The following is a 12,371-nucleotide window of genomic DNA, read 5'->3' as shown; positions in this document are numbered from 1 at the left end:
GCGCCCGCAGGGCGGTGCGCAGCGCAGCGGAGCACGGGAGCGAAGCGCACCCCGGAGCAGCCCGACCCCGCGCGGTAAGGCCGCAAGGCCGGCGCGCGGGGGCACGCCCTCAGGAAAATCCAAGAATCTAAAAAAAAGGATGTTATATTGCGATTTTAAAGCGATTAAGCAGGCGTAAAAGTTTGGTTTTGATATTGGTCTGATTGCTCCAACGGTAGAAAATTTCGGCTCGAAGGTGACGTCCGGTCTTCTGCATCAGTCGGGCTGCTTCGTAATATTTACGCTGCATGGCTGGGGTTATGTATTCTTCTTTTAAGTAGCGGCTGAAGACTTTGTGGCAGCGGTTGAGGTGTATGCTGATCTGTGAAGTAAGGCCGGTAGTGATGCGGTAAAAGGTCAGGGGCTCGGGTATCATTGCGGTGCGGATTTGAGCCTGAAGCAGGCGGAGCCATAGGTCGAGGTCTTCTACGCCGAGGAATGCGGGATCTGTGACAAAGGGATGCTCGAGGGCGATGCGACGGCTCAGGACCACGGCGGAGGGCACAAGGGGATTGCCGTGGAGGATTAAATCGTCGAGACTGGTGGTGAAGCGGGCATGGCGCTTTCGGCGCTTGCCGTTGTAGAACTCGATTACTGGATGATAGAGGAGGTCCCAGATGGGAAAAATTTCGAGATAGGATGCGGCTTTTTCAAGACGGGTGATGGCCCAGTAGTCGTCGGCATCGAGGAAAGCGATGTACTGGCCATTGGCACGAAAGACGCCTGTATTGCGGGCGGCTCCAAGGCCACGATTGGTGGGGTGGGTGAGAATTTTTGGCTCGAAGGAGGGAAAGGCTTCGAAGAATTGTCGGACTTTGTGCAGAGAGTCGTCGGTGGAGGCGTCGTCGACGATGATGATTTCAAAGTCTTTGTAAGACTGGCCAATGACGGAATGCAGACACTCTTCGATGTAAGGTGAGGCGTTGTACACGGGAATTACGACTGAAAAGAAGGGCATGGGTAGCAGTATTCGGGCATGATTAATCCAGCTGGTATCTTTTCAGGTAGTGGTGATAGAGGTCGGTCTGAAAGTTGGTAGTAGGGATTTCTTCTCCCAGGATAAAGATGTAGGAGGGATTATTGGTGAGCATTTCGAGTGCGTTGCCGGGGTTGACGAAGAGAATAGCAGCCTTACCGGGTGCAATGGTGCCAAGGTAGTGGTCGAGGCCGGCGATTTTGGCAGGGTTGGCGGAAATGGCTTTAATGGCTGCCAGCTCGGAGAGTCCGTATCCGGTGGCCATGCCAGCTGTGAAGGGTAGGTTTCGGGTGCCCATGGCTTCCATGCTGCCGGTGTAGGAAAAGGCGAAGGTGATGCCGAGGCTATCGAGGATGGCCGGGAGATAGTAAGGTTTGTGTACGTGTTCGTCTTTGCTGTCGGGAAGTCGTGTGAGGCGGTCGAGGATTACGGGTGTATTGGTTTGGCGGAGCAAGTCGGCTACAAGGTCGGCTTCCCAACCACCAGAGATTACGGGTCGTGCAATTTCTAATCTGGAGCATAGGTGGAGTGCGTCTTTGATTTCACGGGCACGGCGAGCTCGAATGTAGAGTCGCCGGCTCGGGTCGGTAAAGAGGGATTTAAGGGCACTGAGTTTGACATCGTAGGGGGGATTGGGGTCGAGGGCGTATGCACGGGCTTTTGAGAGGTATTCTTCGATTTCCTTGGTTTGTTGGAGATATTTTTCGTTTTTTTGGTCGTCGCCCGGTTCGGCCCACCAGCCGGTGGTTTCGATGGCTTCAGGCCAGTTGAGGTAAAATCCGTCATCAGCTTTCAGGACGGCTTCTTCCCAGTTGTGGCCTGAAAGACGCATAACAGAAGACTGACCGCTGAGGATTCCGGTGGTGGGCGCCGGCTGTACGATGAGTACGCCATTGGTGCGGATGGTTTCGATGATGCGGGAGTCGGTGTTGTAGGCGATGAGGGAGCGTACATGAGGATTGAAGGAACCTACTTCGGCAAAGTCGCGTGTGGCTCGTACAGCGTCGATTTCGGTGAGGCCCACGCGGGAGTCAAGTGCCATGAATCCGGGATAAATATACTGGCCGCTTACATCGATGATACGCGCTCCTGAAGGCGGGGTATCCGGCCATTCGGCCATGGAACCGACGGCTTGTATGACGCCATTGCTGAAGGTGACAAATCCTTGTTCAATGACGGAGGTACCGGTGTAAATGCGACCATTGATAAGAGCATGAAAGGTAGACTGGCCGTAGGTGTAACCAGAAAGTAGGATGGCCAGTGGAAGTGCATTAATCCAGGTCTTCATCGGCTGCATATTGAATGATGGTTTCACAGTGATACATAAAGTTTTGGTCGGCTTTGGGTTTTTCTTTTTCCTTGCCTTGAGCGATGGCAGAGAGGGCTTTTTGGATGAGTTTGTTTTTTTCTTCATCGATACGAAGGCGATGCTCGTTTTGGCTGTGGTAGTCGTAGAGACGGCGTCCATCGACAAAGGTGGCCAGTGGAAAGGAGCTGCTGAGCAGCGGGTGGCCATTCCAAAGGACAAGGTCTGCGTCTTTGCCAGGTTTTAGGCTTCCGGTCAGGTGGTCTATTCTGAGCATGCGGGCAGGATTGATGGTGACCGTGGCGAGGGCTTCAACTTCGCTTAGTCCACCGTATTTAACGGTCTTGGCGGCTTCTTGATTGAGACGCCGACCCATTTCGGCGTCGTCGGAATTGATGGCTGTATTGACGCCTACGCGGGTGAGAATGGCTGCATTGAAGGGTATGGCGTCTTTGACTTCCCACTTGTAGGCCCACCAATCGCTGAAGCTAGAAGCATTGGCGCCGTGTTCTTTCATTTTGTCGGCGACTTTGTAGCCTTCGAGAATGTGGGTAAAGGTATTGACTTTAAAGCCGAGGGAGTCGGCTAGTTTCATCAGCATGTTGATTTCGCTTTGCACATAGGAGTGGCAGGTGATGTGTCTGGAGCCGTTGAGAATTTCGGACAGGGCTTCCAGCTGGTAATCTGTGCGGAAAGGTATTTTTGCTTTTTGGGCGGCTTTTTTTCTGCGGTCGTACTCTTTGGCACGGTTGAAGGCGTCGGCGAAGACTTGTTCTACGCCCATGCGGGTTTGAGGGAATCTGGTGACGTTGCCTTCGCCCCAGTTGCTTTGTTTTACGTTTTCGCCAAGGGCGAATTTAATGAAGCCCGGTGCGCCGGATATTTTCATTTGTTCGGGCAGGGCTCCCCAGCGTAGTTTTACGAGGGCGCTTTGTCCGCCTATGGAGTTGGCAGAGCCGTGCAGTAACTGAGCTGCGGTAACTCCACCTGCAAGTTGGCGGTAGATGTTGATGTCATCTGGGTTGATGACGTCGCCGATGCGCACTTCGGAAGTTATGGAATGGGAGCCTTCGTTAACACCACCATAGATGGCAATGTGGGAATGCTCATCGATGATGCCCGGGGTGATATGGATGCCTTTGGCATCGAGCACTTGCGCGCCACGCGGTGTCGGCAGATTGGTTCCGATGGCAACTATTTTGCCCTCGCGAATGATGATATCGGCATTTTCGAGTTTGCCCTGGGGTTCCATGGTCCAAATGGTGGCTCCCTTGATGTGCAGATGCTCTGCGGGAGGTGGACTCTTATGTCCCCAGGCGGTGAATGGAAATCTGGTATAATCGGGTATTTGACGGATGCTATCGCTTTTAGGCCTAGAGGTATCGGGCAGGTCAGCAGTTTTATGTGCTGTCCAGGTGTGCAATTGTCCGTTTTGGTCGAGGTAGTAGCCTGAAATGGTGTTTGGGGTGAAGGTGCCTTCCAGGATTCGATAAGTTTTGTTTTTCTTGCTTAAGGGGATTTTAAGGGTAATGTTGTAGGCCTGGAGTGTGGCGACGACGTCGAGGGTATCGGTTGCTGTCCATTTGTAAATGAGTTTATTGCCGGATGGATATATGAGCAGCTGAGCGGTGGTATCGTGCAAGGTAGCTGTGTAGACTCCTGGAGAAGGTTTGATGATGGGTTCAAAGATGTTTTCGGCATAGCTCAGGTGGAGCAATACGCGATTGTCTTCTGTGCCGAAGGGTTTTTCGAGGCCGATAAAGGAAGCCACCTGTCCTACTTTGATGCGGCCGATAAGGTCATCGGCTCCTATCCACGCAGCTGGTACAGTGGTAAATGCTGCCAAGGCGGTAGCTGTGTCGAGACCTGCTTTTAGCATTTCGGAGAGCGACCTCCAAAGGTCTTTTTTATCTTTAAGTCCATGGGTGGTAAAGGCGAATGTGATTCCTTCGCGGTGGAGGATTGCGGGGTTAAAGGGGGCCATATCCCAATGGGCGAGTTTTTCCCAGGTGATGTGTTTAAGTTCCAGAGGTGAAGAGACGTCCGGGACCTTTGGCAGTTGAAGGGGAAGAATGAGTTTAGGTTTAAGGGCTTTGAGGTCTGTGACTCTCTGATATTCACGACCGCTACCCAGGATGATAAATTCTCTGGAAAATTCACGTCCCAGAGCGTGAATGCGCCAGATATCGTAGAAGTCTCTGGTTTCGAAAATGGCGGGCAGACCCAGAGCTGCTGCTTCAGAGGCTATGGCGAGGTTGATGGAGCCGTCGCGGCCGCCTTTGCGGTACCAATCTACATCGCTGAATAGCTGTCGGAGCAATGCTATAGAACCCATGAGCGAAGTGGGATAGGGCTGTGTGCTGCTGCCTTTGGTGAAGGAGTAGTGCATGGAGGCTCTTTCGCGAAGTATAAGGTGATTTTCAGATGCATGGCCTGTGAGTACAAGGCTTCCGCTGCCGCGGGCTATTCCATCACGGCGATGGGTCAATACGACAGTGATACCGGCTTTTTGATAGTCGTCGGCCTGTTTTTTTTGATAATTGAATTCTTCGTAAGAGTGAAATTCGGAGCGGATGGCATCGTTCCAATGACGTGCACCATGTCGTGTTCTATCATATTTAATGGGTCCTAAGGGTCGGCGTGCAGGAGTCTGTTCTGCAGCAGAGAGTCCATAGTTGCTCATCAGGTCTATGAAGCCGGGGTATAAATACATGCCTGAGCAATCTTTAACAATCTCTCCGGGCTGTGGAGGCTGAGTGCTGATTCTGATAATCCGGCCTTTGCGTACGGCAATGTTGAGCCTTTGAGGGGTAGCTCCCGGTTCCGTGACCACTAATGCATCTTTGTATACAGTAATGAGCTCGTCGGATTCGGTGATGCCAGGCTTTGGCTGCTCGGTCTGTGCTGCGGCATAAAGCACATTTAATACCATGTATATCAATAATATACGCTTCACAGATGGGTCGTTTTTGGTTGGAGGTTAAATGTATGTAAAATCTGTGTATCTACATTTTATTGATTTGGTGGAAGACCCAAGAGGAGGTTGATTAAAAACAACTGATTGACGATGTGATGGTTAAGAAGGGATTAGTTTGTGGATGCCAGGCCTGCTTTACTGATTGCAAAACGGGGAATTGCTCCCGTTGTGTGATATCCGGGGGTGTAGCTATACTGAAAAGGGGATGTGGACAATGAGGCATTTTTAGGGGATTCGATGCGCCTGATAATGTGCGGGCTGTTTTATTTGGGAAGCTTACAAATTTTAAATAGGACCTGGGAAAAGGTCACAGCAGTACACTTCTTGAGTAAAATAACTATATGCTTCATATTCAATTACTTTTGAACATACATGGAATTTACAACGCATGGTGTCAAGGGGAATTATCTTTATTTTATGCTCTTCGGCCAGCTGTACTATTTATAGCTCTGATGCAATGAACTTCACCCTAATAATTCTGAGGATTTGGAAAAAGGTAAATGGGTGATTTGCTGAATACTTCACTCGGCATAAAAGGTATCGCTGCCCGGGTGAAGCAATGATTCATAGGAGGAGTGAAATTAAAAACCCCGGCATTAAACCCGATGAAGATTCTACAAAAGAACCTGAGGAGAGATTCATGCAATGGTGGAGTAAAATTCACTTTTTATGAGAAGGCTAAGGCTCCGGAAAGAATAAAAACTTATCCACCTTCTGAAATTTCGAAAAGAACGAAAAAATTTAGGCTTGAGTTGGTCGGTTGGAGGTAACTGTGATTGAAGAAATAGGAGAGGACATTTAGGACATTTAAGGTAAATTAAAAAGCGAACCGGGTAAATAAATAGGTATTGCTTCATGGGTGGGAAATTTATAAAAATAGTCAACTATTCCCGGGGGCCTGAATATGCTAGGGGAGAACGCGATGCTGCTGAGCTGTTGTTTGAGTGTGAGGAGTATTGGCAAATTTTCAATGCCATGAATGGCAGGTGGTGATGCGCAGTCTTGTGATTTGGGGTTAATTATGTCTTCCAAACAGGGAGCATCCGGACCGGGAGGTTAAAAGATGAGGGGATAGATTTACATGAAATGATGGGAGGATAAATGGTGGCTGGATTGACGATTAGGCTATGCGTGAGGGATGCGGAGGGCGCCCGAAGGGCGGTGCGCAGCACGGGAGCGAAGCGTACCCCGGAGCAGCCCGACCCCGCGCGGCAAGGCCACGTGAAGGTGGCCGGCGCGCGGGGGCACGCCCTAAAAATCAAACCCTATGGATATGTGAAACATGCCGGGCAGCAGGGTGTAATCTTCGATACCGCGGGCGTAGTCGATGCGAACGATGTGGCCGAAGAGTACCAGTCGCATGCCGGCTCCTATGCTGGCGATGAGGGGGTCTTTGCGGCTGTCGATGATGATGCGAAGATTGCCTTGGTCGATGATGGTGGTGTTGATGGCATTCTCGGGGCTGAGGGGTGAGATGCCGTTCCAGGCGGTGCCTACGTCGCTGAAGAGCAGGAGTTGGAAGTTTGAAATGAAGTTGTTTCGGATGGGGCGCTGAAGGAGCATCCGGAAGATGGGCAGTCGGAGCTCCGAGTTGATGAGGGCGAAATTGTTTCCGTTGCGGGCGTTTTGGAAAAAGCCTCGCATGTTGGTGACCAGTGTTTGGAAAATGTACTGTTGGGTGGTGGCAATGGGAGTGTTTTCGTCGAATTTTGGGGTAAAGTTGTTGTCGACTCCTCCGAGAAAGTGCAGGAGGCGCTCAGGTCCAAAGGAGGTGCCAAGGGCAAGTCTATTTGCCCAAATGGCTGACCTGCCGGTGGGCAGGTAGTGTCTGAAGTCGAGACCTGCGGTGAAGAGGCCTGAACCGGTACGGAGGGGATTTCGGTAGTATTCGCTGAATATTTTGTATCGGAAACCTGTCCAGAGATTGATGCCACGGCTGAGGGATTCGTCATGTACGAAGGAGGCTCTGAGTATCGCGAAGTGTTGGTACTCGGTGGGTTGCTGCAGTGAGTTTGCTTCGCGGGCTAGTGCTATGCGGGTGTCGAGCCGGTAGGATGGGCTGAGGTGTATCGACCTGACTTCGTCAATTGGGAAGATGGCTTTGTACTGGCCTTCGTGGGTGAGATATCTGAGCCAGACGGGTTGGTTGCCGGTGACCACCATGCTTCGGCGGTAGAGGGTGTATTCGTGTTTCCAGCGTTTTTTGTGGTTTCCGAACCAAAGCAGCAGTTCATGGTTTGGGGACAAGGACCGGCCTGCCAGGGGGTTGAGCTCTGCGCGGAATCCCAGAAGTAGTTTGTAATCTTTCAACACATCAGCCACAGTGATTCTGGTCATTGCGTTGATTTGAGGATTGAGCAGGTGGGGTTGTGGTCTGCCGGTAAAGGGTTGGTACTGGGGGATAAGGAAGGCATTGTCGAGATTGAAGGAGAGGTGGTCGCGATAGAAGCTGAGGAGGTATGGTCTGCGGGGGGGAAGTTTGACATCTTCTTGTTTTCGGGCGAGGGGTTGTATTTTTGATAAAATGGACGGAGCCTGGAGCTGTGTGGGGGCTGCTGGCCTGCTTTTGCCGGTGGGGCGATATTTATCGATGAGTCGGGGGTCAAATTCATAATCGTCTATATAAAATTCGTAGAGGGGAGTTCTGACTTTAGAGCGGATGCCTGTGATGGTCTGAGGGGTATCGGAGAGCTGGTGGGTTTTGAATGGCTGGAGGTTGGTTTTTGATGTATTGTCGGGTATAGTTTGAAGTATTATCTGCGGACGTCCTTTTCTGTCGGTAATGGAGAGTATAAGTGTCGAACTATCAGGTCCCGGAGCGTAATGGGAAATAATACCGGGAAGCTCAGCCAGTGGAGTTGTGTTGGTATAATAGCGGTAATGTATGGCTGTATCGACACGAGTAACAGCACTGTCGAGGGTTGCTAAGGTGAAGGTAGTTGACAGATTCTGAGACCATTCGGAATAGATGAGGGTACCCCTTTTGAGCTTATGAGGACGGCCGGATTTATTGTCGGAGGCAAGCAGCAGGGTGGTTTTGTCTTCCTGTTTGCGGTGGAAGATTTGAAGGTTTTCTGGTCGTAATTCAGGATGAGGTTCTTTGGAAGGTTGGGGCGGCTGGGTACGGTTGGTGGATACGGCAATCCAGTCGTTGCCTGAAATGTAGATGGGATACAGGTCGGTGTGGATGTCGGAGGTGATGTTTTTGAGGGAGGTGTTTCGGATGTCGTATTCCAGAATGTCGGTTCGCCCATCTTTCATGGCGCTGAGTAGGAGTTTTTGTCCATCGGGGCTGTAACTGGCTGAAAATATTTTGGTAACGCCATAGAGGGGTTTTTTGGTCCATTTTTTTTCTTCGAAATCGTAGAAATTGAGTCTGATGAATCCGTTTTTTTCGTCGATGATGAGCAGGATGGGTAGGGATGGATTCCAGACTGGTATAGGGAGTTGGTGGTCTGGTGGCTCATAACTTCGATGGCCGGAGGTGTAAAGTCTTTTCTTCTTGCCTGTTTTGAAGGTGTACAGATGTACATACCGCTTGCCTCTTTTAACGGAGGCTATGGCCAGTTGATTGAGGGATGGATTGGGGTCTAGTGCTGTGATGCTGTGGTGGCTGTGTAGCTTGAGCAGGGCGATGGATTGGTTTGGCAGGGAGTAGTTTTGCAGGTCATTGAGCCACTTGTCGTTGGAGAGTTTCCAGCGTTTGATTAATTCTTTGGTGGAGATGCCGAGGACGTATTCTATTCCATAATCGAGGCTTCGGTGGATAAGGCTTGTAAAGAGGATGTTTTTGATTACTCCGCGGCCGTAGTTCAATCCGATGTAAGACCAAAGGCCGTGACCAGCCAGTCTGGCCAAATCGGCATCAAGGGTATTGATACGTCGGAAGGCGTTTCGGGAGTGAAGTTCTAAAATCTGCCAGGAAATCCGCTCGTCGTTTCCATAGGCAAGGTACGAGATTAATCCTTCGGTAAACCAGTCCGGGAAATGTATCCGCATTAAATCAATGCCGGCTGGCTGGAGGTCACCGAACATTTGAAAGTGTAGGAGTAGCCGTGCCAGTCCGGCTCTTATTTCCTGTTCGAGGGTTTGGTAACTTCCCGTAAAATGCAGGAGAAGAGTGGACTGTCTTCCCTGTAGGATAACTCTGGTAGAATTGGCGGGTTGGTTGATGTCGGGGTTGAGATTTGACTGTAGGCGGTCGCCATGGGTATTGAATAGAATCACTTGAAATCTGCCTTCCAGGTTGACTTCAAGGATTACTTCGAGCTCTTTCAAATTGCGGAAGACAAGGTTGGCAACTGCCTGTGGATACAGGGTATTGTCGGCATAGGTGTATATATCAAAACGGTCAAACCGGTAAAAACCCCATTCAAACTGATTGTATTGAACCCGGTTTTTGCCAAATTGCTGGACCAGGCCGTAATAAAATTGTGAATGGACGCTGGTGACAGCTTCAATAGCAAATATTAGGGCGTAAACAAAGTACCGGAGCATATAAACAAAAATAGGATCAAATCAGCTTTCCGCCGGCTTTTGTTCAGGGAGTTTCGGCCGGCAAAAGGGGCCTGAAGTGGCATAGATTGTTTTTTGTGAGATTTTTTTTAGAGATGAGGTCCCGATATTCATCAGATAAACTTCCAAGGCTCTCCGTCTTCTATATCCAGGGATAAATTTACCGATGTCTTATTAAAGATTATCTGGTTGGCTGATACTTTTACGGGCTTTTTTTATTATCATCTTTCAAAAAAACGCTGCTCATTTGAGAAAGTACTGGATTATCCTAATAGTGGCACTTGTTACACTTTCCTTACACGGTCAAAACGAGACGGATGAAAGGGCTCTGGTAAAAATCCAAGACGGAGTAAGTCTGCAGAGAGATACACTTTTTTTGCTAAATCTTAGGCTGAGAATACAGAATCGCTTTGGTATGATTGTCCACGACCAACAAGAGCTGCCGGAATATGATGCGCGTGTCAGACGCTTGAGACTCCGGCTCGATGGCTACCTGCTGAGTCCGAGGATACAGTACTATGTACAACTGTCGTTTTCGCAGGCCGACCAGGAGCTGGACAGAAGCAACACTCCACAGACCATACGGGATGCCATATTGTATTATGTATTCAGCGAAAAGTTGTATATGGGTTTTGGGCAGTCAAAATTGCCGGGAAACCGGCAGAGGGTGATTTCATCAGGTAGTTTGCAATTTGCCGATCGCTCCCTGGCAAACACTACTTTTAATCTGGACAGGGACTTTGGTTTTTTCTTGTACTACAGTGAAAAGTTTGGTCAGCAATACTTTAATCTGAAATCAGCACTGACTACCGGCGAAGGTCGAAATGCACAAATCACTTCTACGGGGTTGTGTCTGACAGCCCGACTTGAATGGCTTCCATTTGGAAAGTTTAACAATGCCGGTGATTTTACCGAGGGTGACCTGGAGCTGGAAAAAACCTTAAAACTTTCGGTGGCAAGTGGTTTCTCCAGAAACAAAAACACAAACCGCACCGGGGGACAAATTGGATTTCCTCTGTTTGAAAGAAGGACGTTTACTACCTACATTACGGATGTGATGGCCAAATACAGGGGGTGGGCTCTGCAGGCCGAACATTTTTACAGGCAGTTGGAGGACCCCATCACCTTTGGGCCTGGTGGTGAGGTAGCCTTTGTATACAAAGGTCAGGGGTTTGCTGGTCAGTTCAGCAAATATTTTATCCCTGGCTGGGAGGTAGCCCTCAGGCTGGCCACCACAAAGCCTGACCGAAGCATTAAAGATGTGGCCACGCGTTTTGACGAATATGTGGTAGGAATCACTCGATATCTGAGAGGTCATCGGGTGAAGGGTCAGTTCAATACGGGATATGTGGATATCTACAATTCCCTGGGCAGGAGAAGAGATGCTCTTGTTACCTTTCAGGTGGAATTTGGTTTCTAACGAACTCCAACCCTTATGCCGGGCATTTATATACACATCCCATATTGTCACAAAGCTTGCCACTATTGCAATTTCCACTTTTCGACCAATCTAAAGACGATAAACAGCACCGTAGAGGCCATTTGCCATGAAGCCGGGCTAGTGGCATCAGAGTTTAGCCAGGTTCATTTTGTCACATTATATATAGGCGGTGGGACGCCTTCCCTGCTCCATCCCGGGCAATTAAAGAAAATTCTGCACTCGGTACGGGAAAACTTTAGACTTACATCGCAAGAAACCACCCTTGAAGCTAATCCTGAAGACCTATTGCCTGAGAAACTCGAAGAATGGCTTGGATTGGGAATCGACCGCCTTAGTATTGGTATTCAGACTTTTGACGAGCAGTTTTTGAGGCAATTTAATCGCAATCATACTTCGCAACAAGCGTTTGATGCACTGAAACAAGCCCGGAGAGCGGGCTTCCTGAAGTACAATGTTGATTTGATTTTTGGTTTTCCGGGGCAGAGCATGGACCAATGGCTTAGCGATCTTCACCGAGCCATTGATTTGCAACCTCAGCATCTCAGTGTTTATTCTTTAACCCGCGAAGAAGGAACTGCATTTGACTATATGGTCAGGAGAAGAATGATTCAGGAAGCTGATGAGGGGCTGATGGCAGAAATGTTTTTTGCCGCGCGTGAACTACTGACCTCTACCGGCTACCAGCAGTATGAAATTTCCAACTACGCGCTGCCCGGCTACCATGCGCTCCACAACAGCAACTATTGGAAAGGAGAGCCATATATCGGATTGGGCCCGTCTGCTCATAGCTATACCGGCACACACCGCAGGTGGAATATCTCAAACAATGCCCTCTATGAAAAGTCTTTAGCTAATGGTGAAAAATGGTATGAAGAAGAACTGCTTACTCCGGAAATACACTTTAACGAATTGGTCATAACAGGTATCAGGACCATCTGGGGTATTGATATGGATAGGTGTCTTAATTTATTGAGGGATGAACAAAAGGACCAATGGCTAAAAAAAGTTGACCAACTGATAGAAAAGAATCAGTTAAAAAAAGAAAAAAACCATATCATCCTTCATCCGGATTATCTTTTCATATCTGACAGAATAGCCATTGAATTAATGGTCTGAA

Annotated in this window: 7 protein-coding genes; 3 read left to right on the top strand and 4 right to left on the bottom strand. The window is 49.3% G+C overall.

All coding sequences use genetic code 11. The features are described 5' to 3' along the window. Positions 1 to 142 precede the first annotated feature (142 nt). Genes DES35_RS10655 through DES35_RS10645 form a run of 3 tightly spaced genes read right to left on the bottom strand, consistent with a single transcriptional unit; the run spans position 143 to position 5,277 of the window. Positions 143 to 997 (bottom strand): glycosyltransferase family 2 protein, encoded by an 855-nt coding sequence (locus tag DES35_RS10655; RefSeq protein WP_084180189.1) that lies wholly within the window; start codon positions 995 to 997, stop codon positions 143 to 145. Between the two features lie 22 nt (positions 998 to 1,019). Further along, the gene (locus DES35_RS10650) at positions 1,020 to 2,303 is read right to left on the bottom strand and encodes an amidohydrolase family protein (RefSeq protein ID WP_170125740.1); all 1,284 of its coding nucleotides are present in this window, start codon (positions 2,301 to 2,303) and stop codon (positions 1,020 to 1,022) included. Next, complete coding sequence (locus DES35_RS10645; protein ID WP_125039387.1) at positions 2,287 to 5,277, bottom strand: amidohydrolase family protein; 2,991 nt, start codon at positions 5,275 to 5,277, stop codon at positions 2,287 to 2,289. The genes DES35_RS10650 and DES35_RS10645 overlap by 17 nt, the downstream gene beginning before the upstream one ends. 596 nt (positions 5,278 to 5,873) lie before the next feature. Here DES35_RS10645 and DES35_RS11440 point away from each other — a divergent pair. Then, entirely contained in the window at positions 5,874 to 6,068 is a 195-nt protein-coding gene (locus DES35_RS11440) for a hypothetical protein (RefSeq protein ID WP_147269350.1), read from the top strand. Positions 6,069 to 6,549: 481 nt separating this feature from the next. On the opposite strand, the gene DES35_RS10640 is transcribed toward DES35_RS11440, so the two are convergent. After that, complete coding sequence (locus tag DES35_RS10640) at positions 6,550 to 9,795, bottom strand: WD40 repeat domain-containing protein (RefSeq protein ID WP_037359687.1); 3,246 nt, start codon at positions 9,793 to 9,795, stop codon at positions 6,550 to 6,552. Between the two features lie 265 nt (positions 9,796 to 10,060). Here DES35_RS10640 and DES35_RS10635 point away from each other — a divergent pair, with 265 nt between their 5' ends. Further along, positions 10,061 to 11,233 carry a porin gene (locus DES35_RS10635; protein ID WP_125039388.1) on the top strand — a complete coding sequence of 391 codons (1,173 nt, stop codon included), beginning with the start codon at positions 10,061 to 10,063 and terminating at the stop codon, positions 11,231 to 11,233. 15 nt (positions 11,234 to 11,248) lie between these two features. Beyond that, positions 11,249 to 12,370: a radical SAM family heme chaperone HemW gene (gene hemW, locus DES35_RS10630; RefSeq protein ID WP_037359690.1), complete on the top strand. Its 1,122-nt coding sequence runs from the start codon at positions 11,249 to 11,251 to the stop codon at positions 12,368 to 12,370. The last annotated feature ends 1 nt before the right edge of the window (position 12,371 follow it).

It is taken from the genome of Schleiferia thermophila, from assembly GCF_003337435.1.
Taxonomy (GTDB): Bacteria; Bacteroidota; Bacteroidia; order Flavobacteriales; family Schleiferiaceae; genus Schleiferia; species Schleiferia thermophila.
Note: the sequence above shows the minus strand (reverse complement) of the source record. Positions and strands in the feature narration are given on the sequence as shown.